Annotated in this window: 20 protein-coding genes; 11 read left to right on the top strand and 9 right to left on the bottom strand. The window is 69.9% G+C overall.

The window, feature by feature from the left end; genetic code table 11:
- Nucleotides 1-35: 35 nt before the first annotated feature.
- The gene (locus tag ACQHGV_RS15355) at nt 36-764 is read right to left on the bottom strand and encodes a class I SAM-dependent methyltransferase (protein WP_183952583.1); all 729 of its coding nucleotides are present in this window, start codon (nt 762-764) and stop codon (nt 36-38) included.
- A 4-nt stretch (nt 765-768) separates the two neighbouring features.
- Nucleotides 769-1152, bottom strand: coding sequence for a GtrA family protein (locus tag ACQHGV_RS15360; RefSeq protein ID WP_440978827.1), 384 nt, complete (start codon nt 1150-1152; stop codon nt 769-771).
- Nucleotides 1153-1282: 130 nt separating this feature from the next.
- On the opposite strand from ACQHGV_RS15360, the gene ACQHGV_RS15365 reads away from it, so the two are divergent.
- The gene (locus ACQHGV_RS15365; RefSeq protein ID WP_440978828.1) at nt 1283-3052 is read left to right on the top strand and encodes an AcrB/AcrD/AcrF family protein; all 1770 of its coding nucleotides are present in this window, start codon (nt 1283-1285) and stop codon (nt 3050-3052) included.
- 129 nt (nt 3053-3181) lie between these two features.
- Here ACQHGV_RS15365 and ACQHGV_RS15370 read toward each other — a convergent pair whose 3' ends face one another.
- From ACQHGV_RS15370 to ACQHGV_RS15385, 4 genes are read right to left on the bottom strand one after another with little or no spacing between them, the layout of a single operon-like run.
- On the bottom strand, nt 3182-3805 hold the full coding sequence (locus tag ACQHGV_RS15370) for a MarC family protein (protein WP_440978829.1): 624 nt from the start codon (nt 3803-3805) through the stop codon (nt 3182-3184).
- A gap of 4 nt (nt 3806-3809) precedes the next feature.
- Complete coding sequence (folD, locus tag ACQHGV_RS15375; protein WP_440978830.1) at nt 3810-4688, bottom strand: bifunctional methylenetetrahydrofolate dehydrogenase/methenyltetrahydrofolate cyclohydrolase FolD; 879 nt, start codon at nt 4686-4688, stop codon at nt 3810-3812.
- Between the two features lie 14 nt (nt 4689-4702).
- Complete coding sequence (locus ACQHGV_RS15380) at nt 4703-5005, bottom strand: DUF167 domain-containing protein (protein WP_440978831.1); 303 nt, start codon at nt 5003-5005, stop codon at nt 4703-4705.
- On the bottom strand, nt 5005-5316 hold the full coding sequence (locus ACQHGV_RS15385; protein ID WP_183952578.1) for a YggT family protein: 312 nt from the start codon (nt 5314-5316) through the stop codon (nt 5005-5007). Before ACQHGV_RS15385 ends, ACQHGV_RS15380 begins: the two co-directional genes overlap by 1 nt.
- Nucleotides 5317-5439: 123 nt before the next feature.
- Between ACQHGV_RS15385 and ACQHGV_RS15390 the strand changes: the two genes are divergently transcribed.
- A complete protein-coding gene (locus ACQHGV_RS15390; RefSeq protein ID WP_440978832.1) occupies nt 5440-7296 on the top strand; it encodes an AsmA family protein in 1857 nt (618 codons plus the stop codon).
- 148 nt (nt 7297-7444) lie between these two features.
- Here the strand turns inward: ACQHGV_RS15390 and ACQHGV_RS15395 are convergent, their stop codons facing one another.
- Complete coding sequence (locus tag ACQHGV_RS15395) at nt 7445-8422, bottom strand: NAD(P)H-dependent glycerol-3-phosphate dehydrogenase (RefSeq protein WP_440978833.1); 978 nt, start codon at nt 8420-8422, stop codon at nt 7445-7447.
- On the bottom strand, nt 8419-9444 hold the full coding sequence (gene tsaD / locus ACQHGV_RS15400) for a tRNA (adenosine(37)-N6)-threonylcarbamoyltransferase complex transferase subunit TsaD (RefSeq protein ID WP_440978834.1): 1026 nt from the start codon (nt 9442-9444) through the stop codon (nt 8419-8421). Before tsaD ends, ACQHGV_RS15395 begins: the two co-directional genes overlap by 4 nt.
- Nucleotides 9445-9509: 65 nt before the next feature.
- On the opposite strand from tsaD, the gene hemC reads away from it, so the two are divergent.
- From hemC to ACQHGV_RS15430, 6 genes are all read left to right on the top strand, one after another.
- Nucleotides 9510-10421 (top strand): hydroxymethylbilane synthase, encoded by a 912-nt coding sequence (gene hemC, locus ACQHGV_RS15405; RefSeq protein ID WP_440978835.1) that lies wholly within the window; start codon nt 9510-9512, stop codon nt 10419-10421.
- Entirely contained in the window at nt 10418-11113 is a 696-nt protein-coding gene (locus ACQHGV_RS15410) for a uroporphyrinogen-III synthase (RefSeq protein WP_440978836.1), read from the top strand. Before hemC ends, ACQHGV_RS15410 begins: the two co-directional genes overlap by 4 nt.
- Nucleotides 11110-12078, top strand: coding sequence for a hypothetical protein (locus ACQHGV_RS15415; protein ID WP_440978837.1), 969 nt, complete (start codon nt 11110-11112; stop codon nt 12076-12078). The genes ACQHGV_RS15410 and ACQHGV_RS15415 overlap by 4 nt, the downstream gene beginning before the upstream one ends.
- 61 nt (nt 12079-12139) lie before the next feature.
- Nucleotides 12140-13795, top strand: a complete 1656-nt coding sequence (locus tag ACQHGV_RS15420; protein ID WP_440978838.1) for a sensor histidine kinase — start codon at nt 12140-12142, stop codon at nt 13793-13795.
- Complete coding sequence (locus tag ACQHGV_RS15425) at nt 13792-14400, top strand: response regulator transcription factor (RefSeq protein WP_440978839.1); 609 nt, start codon at nt 13792-13794, stop codon at nt 14398-14400. The genes ACQHGV_RS15420 and ACQHGV_RS15425 overlap by 4 nt, the downstream gene beginning before the upstream one ends.
- A gap of 81 nt (nt 14401-14481) precedes the next feature.
- Entirely contained in the window at nt 14482-15255 is a 774-nt protein-coding gene (locus ACQHGV_RS15430) for a hypothetical protein (RefSeq protein WP_440978840.1), read from the top strand.
- A gap of 274 nt (nt 15256-15529) precedes the next feature.
- On the opposite strand, the gene ACQHGV_RS15435 is transcribed toward ACQHGV_RS15430, so the two are convergent.
- The gene (locus tag ACQHGV_RS15435; RefSeq protein ID WP_440978841.1) at nt 15530-17851 is read right to left on the bottom strand and encodes a DNA translocase FtsK; all 2322 of its coding nucleotides are present in this window, start codon (nt 17849-17851) and stop codon (nt 15530-15532) included.
- Nucleotides 17852-17988: 137 nt separating this feature from the next.
- On the opposite strand from ACQHGV_RS15435, the gene ACQHGV_RS15440 reads away from it, so the two are divergent.
- Genes ACQHGV_RS15440 through ACQHGV_RS15450 form a run of 3 tightly spaced genes read left to right on the top strand, consistent with a single transcriptional unit; the run spans nt 17989 to nt 20194 of the window.
- Entirely contained in the window at nt 17989-19203 is a 1215-nt protein-coding gene (locus ACQHGV_RS15440; protein ID WP_183951630.1) for a UbiH/UbiF/VisC/COQ6 family ubiquinone biosynthesis hydroxylase, read from the top strand.
- A 15-nt stretch (nt 19204-19218) separates the two neighbouring features.
- Nucleotides 19219-19638 carry a VOC family protein gene (locus ACQHGV_RS15445; RefSeq protein ID WP_440980223.1) on the top strand — a complete coding sequence of 140 codons (420 nt, stop codon included), beginning with the start codon at nt 19219-19221 and terminating at the stop codon, nt 19636-19638.
- Complete coding sequence (locus tag ACQHGV_RS15450; protein ID WP_440978842.1) at nt 19622-20194, top strand: MAPEG family protein; 573 nt, start codon at nt 19622-19624, stop codon at nt 20192-20194. The genes ACQHGV_RS15445 and ACQHGV_RS15450 overlap by 17 nt, the downstream gene beginning before the upstream one ends.
- Nucleotides 20195-20318 lie beyond the last annotated feature (124 nt).

Below are 20318 nucleotides of genomic sequence, written 5' to 3' on the forward strand. Positions count from 1 at the left end.
TGAGCGAAGTCGAAGGCCACGCCCCAACGCCTACCTCAAACCGGCTCCGCCAAGGTCACGATCGAAACCCCCGGCGTCATCGGCGCGCGGCCGACCAGATGCCGCTCCAGCCGGAAGATCGCCTCGAACGCCTTGTTCAGCGGCGCCGGGGGCGGCGAGTCGTCGCTGTCGTCGCGCCCCGAAAGCCGCCCGGCAATGCGCGCGGCGGCGGCGAGCGGGAAGAGCAGCGAGTTGAAATAGGTCAGCTTGCGGGGTTTCAGCCCCGCCTTCTCGATCGCCGCGACCAACGTCCCCTTGGAGTAGCGGCGATGGTGGTGATTCACCACGTCATGCGCCGACCACATCCACTGATGCGCAGGGACGGCGATCAGGATCTTGCCGCCGGGCTTCAGGCACGACTTCATCGCGGCGAGCGCGGCGACGTCGTCCTCGATATGCTCGACCACGTCGAGCACCGCGATCAGGTCGTACGCCCCGCGCTCGATCCCCGGCAGTTCGGGGAGCGGCGCGGCCTGGACCGGCTTGCCCAGCCGGGCGGACGCGATTTCGCGTGCAGCCGGGTCGATCTCGATCGCGTCGACCGTGCCGAAGCCCGCCAGCATCGGCAGGTTGTGCCCAGTGCCGCAACCGATCTCCAGGATACGCGCCTGGCCAGGCAACTTGCCATAGCGGGTCAGGTAATCGGCCAGGATGTCGCGGCGGGCGCGATACCACCAATGGGTGGAATCATGCGCGGCCATGCGGTCGTAAACGATACGGTCCATGAACTTATCCGAAGACCCATTGGCGGTTGAGCGCGAAGGTCGCGATCGGCGTGATCGTGACCACCGGGATCAGCGCGACCCAGGGTTGTTGATGCAGAAGCCCGGTGGCAATCCACGTGAAAAGCGCATTCAGCACAAGTCCAAAGCCTTGCACCACCAGGAATTTCAGATGCTGCCTGCCGCTGGAATCGCGGGTGCCGTGGCCGCGAAAGCTCCAGGCGCTGTGCACGAAGAAGCCGAAGATCACCGCCACCAGAAAGGCCGGGGGCACCGCCAGCACGGCTTGTGTCTTCGGTAGCACCCAGGTGGTCAGCGGCAGATAGACCGCCGAATAGACCACCGTCGACAATCCGCCCGCGATCCCGAAACGGATGATCTGGCCCAGCATCCCGCTGTCCCGCCACCGCGCGATCCGATGCTGAAGAGTCGCCACGCCGCTACCTTGCCCCCGACCTTGCCCTTTGCGCCACCCGCGATAGAGCGGGCCCTGAGTCCTGCGCCTTAAGCCGCGGGCGGGTATGAGGGAAGCGTCTTTGGAACGTCTGCAGGACGAGATCGACCGCAACTGGCGGCAATGGGTGATGATCGTCTGGCTCGCGGTGACCGGCTGGTACCTTTATGACCGCTGGGGCCAGATCCGCTGGTGGTCGCTGGGCGACACCGACGACAATATCCGCCTGATGCAGGTGCGCGCCTGGCTGGACGGGCAGGGATGGTATGACCTGCGCCAGTATCGCCTCAATCCGCCGGGCGGCTTCGACATCCATTGGAGCCGTATCGTCGACCTGCCGATCGCGGGCCTGATCCTGTTCTTCCGCCTGTTCACCACCCCCGCCTGGGCCGAGCGGATCGCCTGCGGCCTGGCGCCGCTCTTGCCGCTGTCGGTGGTCATGCTGGCGCTGTCGGCGACGCTGCGCCGGCTGGTCTCGCCCTTCGCCTGGCCGGTGGGGCTGGGCCTGCTGCTGTGCGCCAACGCGACCATGTTGATGTATATGCCGATGCGCATCGACCATCACGGGTGGCAGCTCGCCATGCTGGCGGTCACCGTCGCGGGGCTGTGCGATCCCCATGCCCGGCGCGGCGGCGCGCTGGTGGGGCTGGCCAGCGCGGTGTCGCTGGCGATCGGGCTAGAGATGCTGCCCTATGCCGCGATGGCCGGCGCGATCCTGACGCTGCGCTGGGTGTGGGACCGGGCGGAGGCGCCGCGCCTGGCCGTCTATGCCCTGACATTAGGCGGGGGGAGCGCCGCGGGGTTCGCCGCCTTCGCCTCCAACGCCAATTACGCCATGCGCTGCGACGCGCTGACCCCGGTCTGGCTGTCGGTGACGGTGGTCGCGGGTGCGCTGCTGTTCGTGATGGCGCGGATCAATCCGGCGTCGCGAGCTGCGCGGCTGGGGCTGGCGGTGGTCGCCGGCGGGATCATCGCGGGCGGCTTCGCCAGCCTGTTTCCGCAATGCCTGACCCGGCCCGAGCAGGTCAGTCCCGAGCTCCAGCGCAACTGGCTGAATAACGTCCGCGAGGCCAAGCCGATCTACAAGCACCCCTTGCGCGTCGCGCTGCCGATGGCGATCATGCCGGTCGTCGGGATGATCGGCGCGATCGCCGCCGCCATTCGCTATCGGACGATGGGCTGGACCGCGATCGCACTGTTCACCGGCTTCGCCTGTGCCATGCTGTTGTGGCAGGTGCGCGCGGCCCCGGCGGGACAGATGCTGGCGGTGCCGGGTATCGCGGCGCTCCTCTGGATGGCGCTGCCCTGGATCAACCGGCTGCGCTCGCCGCTGCTGCGCGTGCCGGTGATGGTCGCCGCCGTCCTGCTGCCGACGGGGATCGTCGCCGGGCTGATCCTGAAGAAGCTGCCCGCCGCGCAGGCCAATGCCTATGCCCAGCGCGTCAACCGCGCGACCGGGCAGTGCGTGCGCACCTCGGTGCTGACGCGGGTCAACGCCTATCCCAAGGCGACGGTCTTCACCTTCGTCGATCTGGGCCCGCGCCTGATCGTGACGACGCATCACAATGCGATCGCCGGCCCCTATCACCGCAATGGCGATGCGATCCTGGACGTCCAGCACGCCTTTCAGGGCAATGAGGTGCAGGCGCGTGCGATCATGAAGCGGCACGGCGCGACGCTGTTGCTGATCTGCCCCGACATGGCCGAGTCGACCAATTACCGCGCGCGCGCGCCGGGGGGCTTTTACGACCGGATGGCGCATGGCTGGGTGCCGGACTGGCTGACCCCCCTGCCGCTGCCCAAGGGCTCGCCGCTGAGACTGTACCGGATCAGCTAAGAAATTCCTCCCCTGTGAGGGGAGGTGGCAGGCCGTCAGGCCTGACGAAGGGGTGTCCCGCTATCGAGAGGGTGACACCCCTCCGACGCGCTGCGCGCGCCACCTCCCCTCACAGGGGAGGAATAGCAATTACTTGAGGCTGGCCGTGACCCCGTCGATCACGAACTGCACCGCCAGCGCGGCGAGCAGCACGCCCAGCACGCGGGTGATCACGGCCTCGATCTTGGCGCCCAGCAGGCGCATCATCGGCCCCGCCGCCAGCAACGCTATCAGCGTCAGCAGCAGGATCGACACCATCGCGCCCAGCACGACCAGCGAGCCTTCCAGTCCCGAATTGCGGCTCATCAGCAGCATGACGGTCGCGATCGACCCTGGCCCGGCGATCATCGGCATCGCCATCGGGAAGATCGACACGTCCTCCGCCTCGTGCGGATCGTCGGCGACCTTGGCCGCGCGGTCCTCGCGCCGCTGGGTGCGCTTTTCGAACACCATCTCCAGCGCGATCAGGAACAGCATGATGCCGCCCGCGATGCGGAACGCCGCCATCTCGATGCCCAGGCCGTGGAGCAGCGCCTCGCCGAACAGTGCAAAGACGAACAGGATGATCGCCGCGACCGTCACCGCGCGGATGGCCATGGCGCGGCGATGCTGCGGCGTCGCCCCCGCCGAGAGCCCCGCATAGATCGGCGCGCAGCCCGGCGGGTCGATCACCACGAAGAAGGTGATGAACGACGAGATGAAGAGTTCGAGCACGGCCTTACAGTGCCGTCTGGTCGATCGCGACGCCCTCGCGCCGTCCCGCCGAGACCAGGGTGTTGCGCAGCAGGACCGCGATCGTCATCGGGCCGACGCCGCCCGGCACCGGGGTGATCGCGCCCGCGCGGGTCGCCGCCGTATCATAGTCGACATCGCCGACCAGGCCGGTTTCGGTGCGGTTGATGCCGACATCGATGACGCTGGCGCCGGGCTTGATCCACTCGCCCTTGACCAGGCCGGGCACGCCCACCGCCGCCACGACGATATCGGCGCGACCCACCACTTCGGCCAGATTGCGGGTGCGGCTGTGCGCCACGGTCACGGTACAGCTTTCGCCGAGCAAAAGCTGCGCCATCGGCTTGCCGACGATGTTGGAGCGGCCGACGACCACCGCGTCCATGCCCGACAGGCTGGGGTGGATGCTCTTGAGCAGCATCAGGCAACCGAGCGGAGTGCAGGGCACGAAGCCCTCGCTGCCCGTCGCCAGCCGCCCGGCATTGACCGGGTGGAAGCCGTCGACATCCTTGTCGGGGTCGATCGCCTGGATCACCGCCTGCGCGTCGATCTGGCCCGGCAGCGGCAGCTGGACGAGGATGCCGTCGACGGTCGGGTCCTGGTTGAGATGTTCGACGAGCGTCAGCAGCGTCGCCTGATCGGTATCGGCGGGCAGGCGATGCTCGATGCTCTCCATGCCCGCTTCGCGCGTCGCCTTGCCCTTGGAGCGGACATAGACGCTGGAGGCCGGGTCTTCGCCGACCAGCACGACCGCCAGACCCGGCGCGCGGCCGGTCTGTTCGCGGAAACTTGCCACCTGGGTGGCGATGCGGGTGCGGAGGCCGGCGGCGAACGCCTTGCCGTCGATGATCGTGGCGCCAGTCATTGGGGTATTTGGGGTCATGGCTGATCGCCATAAAGCGCCTGGGCCAACCGCGCCAGTGTATGCGGGTCGCCCGCGACATGCAGCCGCTTCAGTCGCGCCGTTTCGCCCGCGATGATCGTCACCGCGCGCTTGGGCACCCCGAAATGCTTGGCGACCAGCGGGATCAGCGCCGCATTGGCCGCGCCATCGACCGGCGGGGCGGAAAGCCGCGCGGCGAAATGCTCCTCGGTCCCGGCGGTCAGCGCATCGCGACCGCCGCGCGGCGTCACCCGGACCGCGATATGGATGCCATCATCGCGCGAGGTCCAGGCAGGCATCAGCCGACGACGACCGCGCCCCCGTACATCTGATTGGCGATCGCGGTGTCCAGGATCTTGCCCAAAATGATCACCGCCAGCAGCACGACCATCGGCGACAGGTCAAGCGCGCCGAAATCGGGCAGGATGCGCCGGATCGGGCGATAGAGCGGATCGGTCATCTTCTGCAGCGCATACCAGACCGAGCGGATGAAATCGTTCGAGGTGTTGATCACGTTGAACGCGATCAGCCAGGACAGGATCGCCTGCACGATGATGATCCACCAGACGACGTTGAGGAGAATCTGCAAAATCTGAAGGATGAGGATCAACGGAGGACGCTCCCGATGGCAATTGGCCCCTATCTAGGGCGCGAGGCCGGTCGGGGCAACAATCACGCCCTCCGGTCCTGACGCAGGCGGAACGAACATTGGGGCCCGCGCGTCCCGCTTAACATGGAACAGGTGGCAGAGCGTCGGGGCAGGCGGCGGCATTGGGGGCGAATCGCGATCGGGGTGCTGATCGCCCTGCCCCTGATCCTGCTATTGGTGCTGGCGGTCTTTCCCTGGGGCATCCTGCGCGGGGCGGTCGCGCGCGAGGCGACGGCGCGGTTCGGCCGGCCGGTGACGATCGGATCGGTGCACCGGGTCGACGGCATCGGCTTTCATCCGGTAATCGCGGTCGAGGATCTGCAAATCCCGCAGGCCACCTGGGCGGGACAGGGCGATTTCGCGCGACTCGCGCGGGCCGAGATCCGCTTCTCGGTCTGGCCGCTGCTCAGGGGCGATTTCGTGCCCGAGGACATTCGCGTCTCCGGTCTGCGGCTGGCGCTGGTCCGCGACAAGCAGGGCCGCACCAACTGGTCGCGCCCCGGCGAGCCGCAGGGCGGCGGCAGTTCCAGCGATCTGCAAGGGCTGGTCGTCACCGATGGCGTGGTCAGCTACCGCGACGCCAAGGAGGATCGCGAGGCCGTCGTCCGCATCGCCGCCGACCCCGATCACGGCCTGAGCGCCGCGGGGCAGGGCAGGATTCGCGGCGCCCCCGTCGCCCTGCGCTTCACCGGCGCGCCGGTGCGGCCGGGGCCATGGCCCTTCAAGGCCGTGATCACCGGCGATCGGCTGACCATGAACGCGCAAGGCACGATGGACCGGCCGCTCGACACCGATGCGATGACGCTCGACCTGACCGCGCGCGCCGACGACCTGAAGCGGATCGACGCGGTGATCGAGGCCGGGCTGTTCCAGACACGGCCGGTCCAGCTGTCCGCGCATGTCCGGCACGACAATCCGCGCTGGACGATCACCAATCTGAAGGGGCGGATCGGCCGTTCGGACCTGGCCGGGCGGCTCACGGTCGACAAGAAGGAGGGCCGGACGCACCTGGACGGTGAGGTGACGGCGGGGCAGCTCGACTTCGACGATCTGTCCTCGGCACAAGGGCGCGCGGAGGCCGCCGCGCTGGAACGGCGGATCGGGCCGCGCCTGGTGCCCAATACCCGGATCGACATCGGCAAGATCGACACGACCGACGGCACGATCCGGTTCAAGGTCGGCCAGGTGGTCAGCGCGCAAGGCCCCTCCCCCATCACCGGACTCGCCGGTCGGATGACGATGGACCACCAGCGTCTGACCATCGACGACATCCGCATGTCCTTGCGCCAGGGCATGGTGCGCGGTCAGGCAGTGATCGACCAGCGCGGCGGCCGCCGCGTGCCGCAACTGGCGCTGAACCTGCGGCTGTCGGGGGCCAATGTGCTGTCGCTGTCGGGCCAGACCGAGATCACCGGACAGGTCGCCGCCCGTGCCCGGCTGACCGGCAGCGGCGAGACGGTACGCGACGCGATCGGCCGCTCGAACGGTCGGATCGGGCTCGTCGTCGCCAACGGCACCCTGCCCGATCGCTATGCGGTGGCGCTGGGCTTCGATGCGGGGGCGGCGTTCATGGGCAATAGCGGCCGCGCGAGCTTACGCTGCATGATCCTGGGGGTGGACATGAAGGGCGGCACGGGGCGCGCCGATCCGTTGATCGTCGACACCTCGCGCAGCCGGCTGGAGGGGATCGGGACGGTGACCTTCCCTGAGGAACGGCTGGCGCTGCGGCTGACCGGCGTGGCGAAGCAGGGCGCGACGTTGCAGCTCGCCGGGGCGGCGACGGTGACGGGAACGCTGCAAAAGCCCGACCTAGTCATCCCCCGCGAAGTCCGCTCGGTCGGCAATATCTTCAAGTCGATCGGCCGCGCGATCACCGGGGATACCGGACCGAAGGCGCAGAACGCGGCCTGTGGGGCGTTGGCGCGGCAGGTGTTGCGGTAATACATCCCCACGTTCCGTTCAGACCAAATCCCGAACCCCGTTCCGCCTAAGCGAACTCGAAGGCCACGCTTCAACCTTCGCCAAGAGGGATGCTTGGTTACCCGATTCCCTTGGCCTTCGACTTCGCTCAGGCTGAACGGAGGTGGGGTTACGCCCCCTCGGCCTTGAGCGGCCTTGCCAGCAGTGCTCCGATAACCTCACCGACCGCCGCCCCGTCCAGCAACCGGCACACCGCCTCGCATACCGGCATATCGACCCCGGCCTCCGCCGCCGCCTGGCGCAGCACGGGGGCGGTGAACGCCCCCTCCGCCACCGTCCGCCGATCGGCCAGCAAGTCCGCCGCCGACCGCCCCTGCCCCAAGCCGACGCCGAGCGAGAAATTGCGCGAGGCGGTCGACGAACAGGTCAGCACCAGATCGCCCAGGCCGGACAGGCCCGCCAGCGTCTCCGCCCGACCACCGCGTGCCAGCCCGAACCGCGTCATCTCCGCAAAGCCGCGCGCGATCAGCGCGGCGCGGGCATTCTGGCCCAGCCCCGCCCCCTCGACCACGCCGCAACCGATGGCGAGGACGTTCTTGATCGCGCCGCCGATCTCCGCACCGGTCACATCGTCGGTGGCATAGGGCCGGAAATGCGGCGCGGCGATCCGCGCGGACAGCGCCTTGCGCAGATCCGAGTCCTCGCAGGCCAAAGTCACCGCCGTCGGCAGCCCCGCCGCCACCTCATGCGCGAAGGTCGGGCCGGACAGGACCGCGATCGGCGCGCCCGGATGGATCGCCCGCGCCACCTCGCCGACCAGCCGCCGCGTGCCCGCCTCGATCCCCTTGGAGCACAGGACCAGCGGCTTGGACCCGACCGGCATCGTCGCCAGCACCGCGCCCACGGCTTGCGCGGGCGTCACGACCAGCAGCGCGTCCATCTCGGCCATCGCCGCCGGATCGCTCACCGCCTCGATGCTCGGCGAGAGCGCGATATTCGGCAGATAGAGTGGGTTGGTGTGGGTGGTGTTAATCGCCTCCGCCACCGCCGGATCGCGCGCCCATATCCGCACCGGCCGAGCCCCATGCGCCGCCACCTGCGCCAGTGCGGTGCCCCAGGCGCCCGCACCGATCACCCCGATCTTCATGCCTTCACCCCCGCGCCGCGTACGGCTTCCGCCGCCGGATCGAGCGGCCAGCGCGCGCGGGCTGGCGTGTCGAGCGGATCGGTCAGCCCTTCCCGGAACCGCTCGACGCCCGCCCAGGCGATCATCGCGGCATTGTCGGTGCACAGCCAGAGCGGCGGCGCGACGAAGCGCAGGCCATGCTCGGCCGCGAGCCCCTCCAGCGCGCCCCGGATCACGCCGTTCGCCGCGACCCCGCCCGCGACGACCAGCGCGGTGACGGGCGGGACATTGGCCAGCGCACGCCGCGTCCGGTCGAGCAGGCAGTCGACGACCGCCTGCTGGAACGACGCGGCGATGTCCTCGGGCGAATGATGGCCGATGGCGCGCGCGACCGCGCTCTTCAGACCGGCAAAGGAGAAGTGCGGCTCGGCCGAACCCTTCAACGGCCGGGGCAGCGGCACCGCATGGGGATTCCCCTCCCGCGCCGCCGCCTCGACACGCGGGCCGCCGGGATAGCCGAGGCCGAGTAGCTTGGCGGTCTTGTCGAACGCCTCGCCCGCCGCGTCGTCGATCGTCGTCGCCATCCGGCGATAGCGCCCGACCCCCTCGACCAGCAGCAGCTGGCAATGCCCGCCCGAGACGAGCAGCAATAGGTATGGATAGGCCAGCTCGCGATCCGACAGGCGCGGCGACAAAGCATGGCCCTCCAGATGGTTGACCGCGATCAGCGGCTTGCCCGCCGCATGGGCCAGCGCCTTGCCGGTGACGAGGCCGACCATCACCCCGCCGATCAACCCCGGCCCGGCGGTCGCGGCGATCGCGTCGACATCGGCCAGGGTCACGCCCGCATCGACGAAGGCGGCGGCGACCAGCGGCTCCATCGCCTCGACATGCGCGCGCGCCGCGATTTCGGGGACGACGCCGCCAAACGGGGCATGCGCCGCCTCCTGCCCCAGCAGCCGGTGCGCCAGCACGCGGCCGTCATCGGTGACAAGCGCGGCGGCGGTCTCGTCGCACGAGGATTCCAGTCCCAGGATCAGCATGGCTCTTCCATACCCGCCCGCTGACAACTTGTCGAAGGGGGTCGGTTTACGGCAAAGGCGGACATATGGTTCGTTTCCGGCTCGGTACGCGCGGCTCGCCGCTGGCCCTCACCCAGGCGCATATGGTGCGCGCGGCGCTGGCGAGCGCGCAGGGGTGGAGCGAGGACGCGGTCCAGATCGTGCCGATCAAGACCACCGGCGACCGCGTGCAGGACCGCGCACTGGCCGAGATCGGCGGTAAGGCGCTGTGGACCAAGGAACTGGACCGCGCGCTGTACGACGGCGAGATCGACGCCTCGGTCCACTCGATGAAGGATGTCGAGACGATCCGGCCCGACTGGCTGCACATCGCCGCGATGCTGCCGCGCGCCGATGTCCGCGACCGGCTGATCGGCGCGGAGACGATCGCCGAACTGCGCCCCGGCGCGGTGATCGGCACCAGCAGCCCGCGCCGCCGCGCGCAGATGCTGTCGCACCGGCCCGACCTGACCATCACGCTGCTGCGCGGCAATGTCGACCGGCGCCTGGCCGCCGTAACGAACGGGGAAATCGACGCCACCCTGCTCGCCGCCGCCGGGCTCGATCGACTGGGGCGTGAGGTCGGCCATGCGGTGCCGACCGACCAGATGCTGCCCGCCCCCGCGCAAGGCGCGGTGGGGATCGAGACGCGCGCCGACGATGCGGCCGCGACCATGTTGATCGCGTCGATCGACCATGCCGAGACCCATGCCTGCGTCATGGCGGAGCGGTCGCTGCTCGCGGCGCTCCAGGCGGATTGCCACAGCCCGGTCGCGGCGCTCGCCTCACTGTCGGGCGAGATGCTGACGCTGCGCGCCGAATTGCTGGCCGAGGATGGCTCGGCGCGGGTCGGCGGCTGGGTCGAGGGCGCGCTGGACGAGGAATTGGGGCCGAGGCTGGCAACCGATCTGCTCGACCGCGCGCCGCCCGAGGTCCGGCGGCTGTTCGCAGGGCGTTGAGCCGCCCCGTGACGATCGTCGTCATCCGGCCCGAGCCGGGCAATGCCGCGACGATCGCCGCATTGCATGATGCGGGGCTGACGGCGCGGTCGCTGCCCCTTTTCGTTGCCCAGGCGGTGGACTGGACGCCGCCCGATCCGGGCGAAGTCGATGCGCTGCTCTTCACCAGTGCACAGGGCGTCCGGCTCGCCGGCCCCGCGCTGGCCGGCCTCGCCGCGCGACCGGTGATCGCGGTCGGCCCCGCCACCGCCGCCGCCGCGCGCGCCGCCGGCCTGTCGGTGGTACTGACGGGCGACACCGATGCCGCGACGGTGGTCGCGGCGGCGCGGGCGGCCGGTTTCGCGCGGCTGCTCCATCTGGCGGGGCGCGACCGGGTGGTGACGGACGCGATGATACGCATCGTCTATGCCGCCGAGCCGATCGTCATCCCGCCCGACACCGTACGCGATCTGGCCGGCACCATCGTCCTGCTGCATTCGGCCCGTGCGGCGGCGCGGCTCGCCCAACTGGTCGAGGACCATGATGTGGAGCGGGCCGCCATCGCGCTGGTCGCGATCAGCGCCAAGACGGCCGCCGCCGCCGGACCGGGGTGGCGCGCGGTGGCGCTCGCCGAGGCGCCGCGCGACGATGCGATGATCGCCGCCGCGCGGGCGTTGACCCGGACAGCCGCCACGGGGATAAGCGGCGCATGAACGACTTCGCGCCACTCGACCGACCGCGATCGCGCGGCCCCCGAACGGGCGCGACCATCGCGCTGATCCTGCTGGCCTTTGCTACAGGGCTGATCCTGATGGCCTATGCGATGCGCAACCTGTCCTGGTTCGGCGGCACCACCGCCAGCACCCCCCGCGCGGTCACCGCCAAGCCCGGCACCGGCACCACGGCCAATACGCCCGGCAGCGATGCCGCCCGCGCCGGCACCGATCCGATGACGCTGGCCACCCGTGAGGCCGCCTTGGCCGCGCAGCTCGCCACGCTGGAGGCGCGCGCCGCCGCCATCGCCACCGATTCCGCCGCCGCCGGGGTGCAGGCCGGTCGTGCCGAAGCGATTCTGGTCGCCGCCGCCACCCGCCGTGCGATCGATCGCGGCCAGCCGCTCGGCTATCTCGAGGAACAGCTGCGCATCCGCTTCGGCGCCAGCGAGCCGCGCGCGGTCACCGTGCTGGTCATGGCCGCGCGCCAGCCGGTCACGCTGGAGACGCTGCGCCAGGGGCTGGACACGCTCAGCCCCGAACTGGTCGTGAACGGCAATGACGGCTGGTGGGAAGGACTGCGCCAGGAACTCGGCCGGCTGATCGTCATTCGCGAGGCGTCCGCGCCCTCGTCCAATCCCAATAGCCGGCTGGAACGCGCGCAGCGGCTGCTCGACAGCGGTCAGGTCGATGCCGCCCGGGCCGAGGTCATGCGGCTGCCCGGGGCCGGCGGATCGGCGGCGCAGACATGGCAGCGGGCGGCACGGCGCTATGTGCTCGCCCGCCATGCGCTCGACCTGATCGAGAATGCCGCACTGGTCGCCCCGGTCACGGCGCCGGCGCCCATCGTGACCAGTCCGGTCGTCGGCACTCCCGACACCGCGCCCGACGCAGCCCCTTCGCAAGGCTCCGGCGACCAGGCGGCACCCGCCCCCACGCCCCAGCCGGTCGCACCCTCCATCTAGTTGAGCAATCCGGGATTTTCCCGGATGCCGCGCGGGCCGCGCCTGATCCAGACAGCATGTCATGACCGCGCTGCCCCGCCCGTTCCGTTTCGCGGTCGCCGACATGGGCGATGATGCCGGGACCGCGCGACGGGCAATGGTGCGGCTCGATCGGCGGGACTGGTGGGCGCTGGCGCTCTACGCGCTGGCCTTCGCCGCCGCGCACCGCGTATCGCATCTGTGGAGCGGATCGGGCTTCTATTCGCTCTGGTTTCCTGCCGCCGGCCTCCGCCTGGCGCTGATGTGGCGGATGGGCGCGCGGCTGACGCCATGGATCGCGGTGGTCGAGGTGCTGGACAATGTCGTCCTAGGCTTCGTCTCGCTCGACCGGGCGGGGGGCGTGATGACGATCTGGGGCATTATCCGCCCGGTGTTCGCCTATGGCCTGACCGTCGCGGGCATCCGCTGGCTGGCCGGGCGGCGGCGCGGCACCTTGCTGAGCGCGCCGATGCCGTTCGGATTGGCCGCGACCCTGGCCCCGCTGGCGGGGGCCGCGCTGGCGGTGCCGCAGGCGCTCTACAATCCCGAACTGACCGGCGTGACCAATATGCGCGAGGTCATCGTCTCGCTCTCCGCCTTTGTCGTCGGCGATCTGCTCGGCACGCTGTTCGTCGCGCCGCCGCTGCTCTGGCTGGCCGATCTGGCACAAGGACGCGGGCGGCAAAGACGCCCCGCGCCGTCGCTGGCGGTGCTGGCCGAGGCGCTGGGCGTGCTGGCACTGGGGCTGGGTCTCTCGCGCCTCCTGACCGCCGGGGGGCTGGGGGTGCAACCCGCCCCCGTGCTGGTCGCGGTCGCGTGGATCGGCCTGCGCTTCGGCCGCGCGGCCGCCTGGGGGGCGCTGCTGATCATCGTGCTGATCGTCCTGCCCGACACCGCCGGCGCGATGGCGACGCCGGAGCGACTGCAATATCATCTGGCGCTGGCGACGATCGTGGTCGCCGGTTACCTCGCGGGCAGCTTCGCCGATGCGCAGGCCAGCGCGCGCGCCACGCTGGAGCGGCGTGACCGGCTGCTGTTCCAGGCCGAGCGGCTGAAGACCCTGCGCGCCATGTCGGTGGCGGTGATCCACGAGGCGAGCCAGCCGCTCTCCACCCTGGCGATCGAAGCGCGCCACCTGCGCCACCTGACCGCCGACCTTGGGGGTGATCTGGGCGGTGAGATCGCGGAGAGCGCGGCGCTGATCGATCGCAAGGCCGATCATCTGGCGACGATGATCCGCCGCCTACGCCGCTTCGGCGGCCATGCGGCCGACCGTCCGCAGCCGGTCGCCATCGCCGCGCTGATCGACATGGTCGCCCCGCTCGCCCGTGCCGAGGCGCGCGATGCCGGAGTGGCGCTGGAGATCGCCCCCGCCACACCCGACGCCTTCGTCCTGGCGCAGGAGGTGGAGCTGGCGCAGGCGGTGATGAACCTGGTGCGCAACGCGGTGCAGGCGGCGCGAGACCTGTCGCCCGCGCCGCCCGTCACGCTCTCGGCCGGTGTCGCGCTGGACCGCGCCATCCTGTCGGTGACGAACCGCGCCGCCGCGTCCCATGCGCCGAAGGATGGCGGCATGGGCGTCGGCACCTTCATCGCCCGCGCCATCGTCGAGGCGCATGGCGGCACCCTGTCGCGCACCCGTCTGGCCGATGGCATGGTCCTGGCCACGCTGTCGCTGCCGCTGGTCGAGCCGCGATGACGCACCCCCTCCCCGATCTTGGCCCCGACCTTGCCGGTGCCGTCGTCCATGTCGTCGATGACGATCCCGATCTGGGCGCGGCGATCGCGCGGATGCTGGCGCGGCAGGATTTCGTCACCCGCGCCTTTGGTGATCCGGTCGATCTTCTCGACCGCTATCCCGCGATGCCGGCGCATGCGGTGGTCAGCGACGTGATGATGGGCGATCTGGACGGGTTCGGCTTTGCCGATCGGCTGCGTGCGCTGGACCCGCATGTCGCGATCCTGTTCATCACCGCCTGGCCGACCACCGCGCATGCGGTCGATGCGGTGCGGCGGCATGGCGGCCTCGACTATCTGGAAAAGCCGATCGACGAGGCACGGCTCGGCGCCTCCCTGCGCGAAGGCATCGCGTGGTCGCGCGAGCGGCGCGCGGCGGCGGCGCGGCTGGCGGACCTGTCCCCGCGCGAGCGCCAGGTGTTCGATTTGCTGGTGCAGGGCCATGGCAACAAGGCGGTGGCCGGCCTGCTCGGCCTGTCGCCCAAGACGATCGAGGACCACCGCGCCGCCGTCTTCGCCAAGACCCGGACGCAAAGCGTGGCGCAACTGATCGCCCTGTCGCGCTGATCCGTCCGGCCTTGCACCCGGACGGGGAGCCCGATCGGTCGCCCGGCGTTCGAACCCCATGCCATTGCCGGAGATTTGCGGATGATCACCTCCAACCGCGCCAGGGCCTGGATCGCGGCCTGCGCGCTCCTGCCGCTGCTGGGTGCCTGCGGGAACGGCGGCGAGAGCCGGGACGAAACCTATACGGTGCGCACGCCCGGCCCCACGCCGTCGGCCAGCCCGACCAACGCCGAGGCCCCCAACCCCGAGACGACCGCCCAGCCGATCAGCCGTCCGGCCGAGCCCAAGGGCGTGCTCGCCTGTTCCGCCGAGCGCGGACAGGCGGCGGCGCAGCGGCTGGTGAAAATCTGCACCTCGGTCTCCCCCGCCACCCATCCGCCGTGCAACATCGCGAATAGCTGCGCGCTGATCGAGGACGAGATCGCGCGCAGTTGCGCGCTGCTCGGCGAGGATGCGGCGACGACGCCGGGCTGCTCGGTCGATTCGAAGAGCGATGCGGCGGCCGCCGGCGTGGTCCGGCGCTATTATGCCGCGATCAACGCGCATGACTATGCGACCGCGTGGCAGCAATGGGGGCCGGACGGCCGCCCGGGCCAGCGCTTCGCCGACTTTCAGAAGGGCTTTGCCGACACCCGCGCGACTCGCGTGACGATCGGCCGCATGGCCCCCAGCGAGGGCGCGGCGGGGTCGGTCTATGCGACCATCCCGGTGACGGTCGATGCCCAGCTCGACAATGGCCGGCAGCAGCGCTTCACCGGCCAATATGTCGTGCGGCGGGTCAATGACGTGGACGGCGCCAGCGCGGAGCAGCGGCGCTGGCATATCGATTCGGCGACGTTGAAGCCGGTGGGGTAATCCCTTGGCCTTCGACTTCGCTCAGGCTGAACGGAGTTTGGGGCAATGTCCCAGCCTCCGTTCGCACTGAGCGAAGTCGAAGTGCACATACCGACGCCGAGGGCCAATCGACATTCGTCCTATTCCTCCCTTGGAAGGGGAGGTGGCATGCCGAAGGCCTGACGGAGGGGTGTCCCGCTATCGAGAGGGGGACACCCCTCCACCATGCTCCGCATGGTCCCCCTCCCCTTCCAGGGGAGGAATGACGGCGGCAGTGTCCAAATGTCGATCCGGCCTAGATCGGATGCCCCTCGGTATCGCGCAGAACCTCGCGCCGGCCGACATGGTCCGGGCGCCCGACGATGCCGTCGGTCTCCATCCGCTCGATCAGCCGGGCCGCCGAGTTATACCCGATCCGCAACTGCCGCTGGAGCCAGGAGGTCGAGGCCTTCTGGCTCTCGCACACCAGCTGGATCGCCGCGCGATATTGCTGGTCCTCGGCCGAATCCTCGCCCGTGGGTGCGCCATCGAGCGCGAAGCTCTCCGCCGGTTCCTCGGTGACCGAAGAGATATAATCGGGTTGGCCCTGCGCACGCCAGTGATCGGCGACGCGGTGCACTTCGTCATCCGAGACGAAGGGGCCATGGACGCGCACGATCCCCTTGCCGCCGGGCATGTAGAGCATGTCGCCGCGCCCCAGCAGCTGTTCGGCACCCTGCTCGCCCAGGATGGTGCGGCTGTCGATCTTCGACGTCACATGGAAGGAGATGCGGGTCGGCAGGTTCGCCTTGATGACGCCGGTGATGACGTCCACGCTCGGGCGCTGCGTCGCCATGATGAGGTGGATACCCGCCGCACGCGCCTTTTGCGCCAGCCGCTGGATCAGGAATTCGACTTCCTTGCCCGCCGTCATCATCAGGTCGGCCAGCTCGTCGACGATCACGACGATCTGCGGCAGCGGTTCGTATTCGAGCTTTTCTTCTTCATAGACCGGCTGGCCGGTCTCGGGGTGATAGCCGGTCTGGACCTTGCGGCCGAGCGGCTGGCCCTTGGCCTTGGCCGCGCGCACCTTGTCGTTGAAGCTGGCAAGGCTGCGCACGCCGACCGAGGACATCTGGCGATAGCGGTCCTCCATCGTCTCGACCGCCCATTTCAGCGCACGGACCGCCTTGGCCGGATCGGTGACGACCGGCGAGAGCAGATGCGGAATGTCGTCATACATCGACAGTTCGAGCATCTTGGGGTCGATCATGATCATCCGGCACTGCTCGGGCGTCAGCCGGTAAAGCAGCGACAGGATCATGCCGTTGAGACCCACCGACTTGCCCGAGCCGGTCGTACCCGCGACCAGCAGATGCGGCATGGGGGCCAGATCGGCGACCACCGAGTCGCCCGCGATATTCTTACCCAGGATTATCGGCAGCTGGGCGGCCTGATCGGCGAAGCTCTGCGACGCGACCAGCTCGTGCAGCGACACCATCTCGCGCTTGGCGTTGGGCAGTTCGATACCGATGACGTTGCGCCCCGGAATCACCGCGACGCGCGCCGAGATCGCCGACATGTTGCGCGCGATATCGTCGGCCAGCGCGATGACGCGATTGGCCTTGATGCCGGGCGCGGGCTCCAGCTCGTACATGGTGACGACCGGGCCGGGGCGCACCTCGACGATCGCGCCCTGGACGCGGAAATCGTCGAGGACATTCTCGAGCAGGCGCGCATTGCGCTCCAGCGCCGCCTTGTCGACCGTCCCCGCCGAAGAGGGCGGCGCGGGGGTCAGCAGGTCGAGGCTGGGCAACTGATAGGGCGCGTCGCGATCGGCGGCGGCCTTGGGTCGGGCGGGGGCGGGGGCGACCTGGCGGTCGGCGATGACGGGGGCGGGGCGATCCTCGCGCACCGGCACCGCCTTGCGCGCCAGGGTCAGCGGTTCCTCGTCCTCTTCCCCGTCATCGTCGTACAGCGCGCTGTCGTCGTCATCCCACGGCACGCCGTCCGCGTCCGCGCCCGAGGTGGCCCGACGCCGCCGCAGCCGCGCCAGCCCGCGCTCGGCCAGATCGAGTTCCAGGCTGCGGCCCCATAGATACGCCCCGCCCAGCCCAAAGGCGAGGCCCGCCACCGCCGCGCCCCAGGTGACGACCGCCGGCTGTCCGCTGAACGCCAGCGCCCAGTCGACCAGTCCGGCGACCGACAGGCCGACCACCCCGCCCCAGCCGGCGGGCAACGCCAGCACCGCCGAGTCGGAGACGAAGGACAGCGCGCACGCCATCAGCGCGACACCGATCACCGCTTGGCGCAGCATCCGCACCCAGCGCCCCGCCGGACGGTCGCGCCACAGCCGGGTCGCGATGATCGGCCCGACCGGCAGGATCAGCGCGACCGCCGGCCCGAACAGGGTCAGCGCGATGTCGGCAATCCAGGCACCGGGCAGCCCCAGCCAGTTGGCGGGCACCGCGCCCGAGGCGGTGTTGAGCGCAGGGTCGCTCGCGCGGTAGCTGGCGAGCGCCAGCACCAGCATCAGCGTGACGGCGAACAAGGCGATCGCCGTGACCAGCGCCCCGCTGCGCACCGCCCCCGCCTTCACCGTCTCGCGCCATAAAACGGGCTGCGCGCGGCTGGCCATGGCTGTTGTCCTTCAGGAATGTCCGAAAATCCGGGAAAATTCATCGCCTCTGACGGTTTCCACGTCAAGGCGCGAGGGACGGCGGATTGTCGGCCCCCGCATTGTTTGCGACCGCCTGACGGTCTAGGAGCATGGATATGGATAGCGACGTCATCATCCTCGGCGGCGGCCTGGTCGGGGCGACCCTGGGCGTTGGCCTGGCCGCACATGGCCTGTCTTCGATCATCGTCGATCCCGCCGATCCGGCGGTGGTCCTGGCCCCCGGTTTCGACGGGCGCGCCTCGGCGGTCGCCTCGGCCAGCTGGCGGATGCTCGATGCGATCGGCATCGGCGCGAAGCTGGCGGGGCAGGGTTGCGAGATCCGGCACATCCGGGTCAGCGACGGGCTGGAGCCGGGCGCGCTCGACTTCATCCCCGATGCCGATGACGGCGCTCTCGGCACCATGTTCGAGAACAAGCTGCTGCGCCGCGCGATCCATGCGACCGCCAGCGAGGCCGAGCTAGTCGACCTGCGCATGCAGACCCGCGCGGTATCGGTCGAGCGCGGTCCGGCGGGCGTCACCGCGACTTTAAGCGACGGCACCACCGTCCGCGCGCCGCTGCTCGTCGCCGCCGAGGGACGCCAGTCGCCGACACGCGAGGCGGCGGGGATCAAGGTCGCACGCTGGTCCTACGACCACAAGGCGATCATCAGCGCCTTCCACCACGAGTTAGCCCACGAGAATATCGCGTTCGAGATCTTCTACCCCAGCGGCCCGTTCGCGCTGCTGCCGCTGCCCGACGATGACATCGGGCACCGCTCGGCGATCGTCTGGTCCGTGCCGGGGCGCGATGGCGACGGGATGCTGAAGCTGTCCGACCGCGCCTTCCTCGCCGAGGCGGAGAAGAGCATGGGCGGATTCCTGGGCACGCTGTCCCATGCGTCCCCCCGCTCCGCCTATCCGCTGGGCTTCCACCGCGCGGCGACGATGACCGGCGAACGGCTGGTGCTGGTCGGCGACTCGGCGCACGGCATCCACCCGATCGCGGGGCAGGGCGTGAATCTGGGCTATCGCGACGTCGCCGCCCTCGTCGAGGTGCTGGTCGAGGGCAAGCGCACCGGCATGGACCTGGGCGATGCGGCGCTGCTCCAGCGCTATCAGCAATGGCGCGGGCTCGACACGCTGATGGTGTCGGTCGCGACCGACAGCTTCAACCGCATCTTCGGCATACCCGGCAAGACCGCCAGCGCGGTCCGGCGGCTGGGCATCACCGCGATCAACCATATCCCGCCGATCAAGAACCGCTTCATGGCCGAAGCGCGCGGTGAAACCGGACAATTGCCCCGGTTGTTACAGGGCGTGATGGTCTGAACCTTCATGAGCGAGATGGCGATGCGGCCCGACATCATTCCCTGCCTCCGGTACGAGAATGCGCCGCACGCCATCGATTTTCTGTGTGACGCCTTCGGGTTCGCACGGCAGGCGGTCTTCGCCGACCCCGACGATCCCAATATCGTCCATCACGCGCAGCTGGTCTGGCAGGACCGGATGGTGATGGTGTCGAGCGCGCTGTTCACGCCGCATGCCGCCGTCGCCGGGTCCCGGACGCCGGCCCAGGCGGACGGGGTGACGATGGAGCTGTATCTCGTCGTCGCCGATGTCGATGCCCATGCGGCGCAGGCCCGCGCGGTGGGCGCGACGATCATCGCGGAGCCGGCGGACAAGCCCTATGGCGGCCGTGGCTATGCCGTGCGCGATCCGGAAGGCCATATCTGGAGCTTTGGCAGCTATGATCCCTGGGCCTGACTATCCCGGCCATCCCACCCGCCCCACGCGCGGGCCGATCCGCGACCGGCGTCAGCGCGGCGTCGCGCGCGGCATGGGCGCGGCGCTGTTCGTCGTCATCCTGACCCTGATCGTCAGCTGGAGCTTCGCGCCCGTCCTGTCGCCGACCGACCGGGTCCTGCGCGCGGTCGCGGCGGCGACGGTGGCGGCGCTATGGCTGGCGGCGGCGATCGGCCATGTCGCCGCGCTCCGCTTCGAATCACCCGCCGACATCGATGCCGCGGCGGGGGGCGGCGGCGATTCGCCGCGCATCGCCATCGCGCAGGCGGTGCTGCGCAACACGCTGGAGCAGGTGGTGCTGGCGGTCCCGGCCTATATCGCGCTGGCCTGGGTGGTCGAGGGATCGGGCGCGATGGTGCCGATGCTCGCCGCGCTGTTCTCGATCGGGCGGACGTTGTTTTGGGCAAATTACGCACGCGGCGCGGTGGCACGGGCGTTCGGCTTTGCACTGGGTTTCTATTCCAGCGTGGCGGCGCTGGTCATCGTGCTGGCGGCATTGGTGGGGCGGTTGATTTGATCAAATCCGCCCCCCGTTCAGCCTGAGCGAAGTCGAAGGCCACGCCACGCCCTGTCCGCGAACCCCAATCCCGTCCTCCGTTCGCACTGAGCGAAGTCGAAGTGCACGTCCCGCGTTGGCCGAT

The sequence above is a fragment of the Sphingomonas pseudosanguinis genome, from assembly GCF_052056765.1.
GTDB lineage: Bacteria > Pseudomonadota > Alphaproteobacteria > Sphingomonadales > Sphingomonadaceae > Sphingomonas > Sphingomonas pseudosanguinis.

Bases quoted from the DNA above. Each gene is read 5' to 3' on its own strand.
- ACQHGV_RS15355 (WP_183952583.1), bottom strand. From the start codon at position 764: ATGGACCGTATCGTTTACGACCGCATGGCCGCGCATGATTCCACCCAT.
- ACQHGV_RS15360 (WP_440978827.1), bottom strand. From the start codon at position 1,152: ATGCTGGGCCAGATCATCCGTTTCGGGATCGCGGGCGGATTGTCGACG.
- ACQHGV_RS15365 (WP_440978828.1), top strand. From the start codon at position 1,283: ATGAGGGAAGCGTCTTTGGAACGTCTGCAGGACGAGATCGACCGCAAC.
- folD (WP_440978830.1), bottom strand. From the start codon at position 4,688: ATGACTGGCGCCACGATCATCGACGGCAAGGCGTTCGCCGCCGGCCTC.
- ACQHGV_RS15380 (WP_440978831.1), bottom strand. From the start codon at position 5,005: ATGCCTGCCTGGACCTCGCGCGATGATGGCATCCATATCGCGGTCCGG.
- ACQHGV_RS15390 (WP_440978832.1), top strand. From the start codon at position 5,440: ATGGAACAGGTGGCAGAGCGTCGGGGCAGGCGGCGGCATTGGGGGCGA.
- ACQHGV_RS15395 (WP_440978833.1), bottom strand. From the start codon at position 8,422: ATGAAGATCGGGGTGATCGGTGCGGGCGCCTGGGGCACCGCACTGGCG.
- tsaD (WP_440978834.1), bottom strand. From the start codon at position 9,444: ATGCTGATCCTGGGACTGGAATCCTCGTGCGACGAGACCGCCGCCGCG.
- hemC (WP_440978835.1), top strand. From the start codon at position 9,510: ATGGTTCGTTTCCGGCTCGGTACGCGCGGCTCGCCGCTGGCCCTCACC.
- ACQHGV_RS15415 (WP_440978837.1), top strand. From the start codon at position 11,110: ATGAACGACTTCGCGCCACTCGACCGACCGCGATCGCGCGGCCCCCGA.
- ACQHGV_RS15420 (WP_440978838.1), top strand. From the start codon at position 12,140: ATGACCGCGCTGCCCCGCCCGTTCCGTTTCGCGGTCGCCGACATGGGC.
- ACQHGV_RS15425 (WP_440978839.1), top strand. From the start codon at position 13,792: ATGACGCACCCCCTCCCCGATCTTGGCCCCGACCTTGCCGGTGCCGTC.
- ACQHGV_RS15430 (WP_440978840.1), top strand. From the start codon at position 14,482: ATGATCACCTCCAACCGCGCCAGGGCCTGGATCGCGGCCTGCGCGCTC.
- ACQHGV_RS15435 (WP_440978841.1), bottom strand. From the start codon at position 17,851: ATGGCCAGCCGCGCGCAGCCCGTTTTATGGCGCGAGACGGTGAAGGCG.
- ACQHGV_RS15440 (WP_183951630.1), top strand. From the start codon at position 17,989: ATGGATAGCGACGTCATCATCCTCGGCGGCGGCCTGGTCGGGGCGACC.
- ACQHGV_RS15445 (WP_440980223.1), top strand. From the start codon at position 19,219: ATGGCGATGCGGCCCGACATCATTCCCTGCCTCCGGTACGAGAATGCG.
- ACQHGV_RS15450 (WP_440978842.1), top strand. From the start codon at position 19,622: ATGATCCCTGGGCCTGACTATCCCGGCCATCCCACCCGCCCCACGCGC.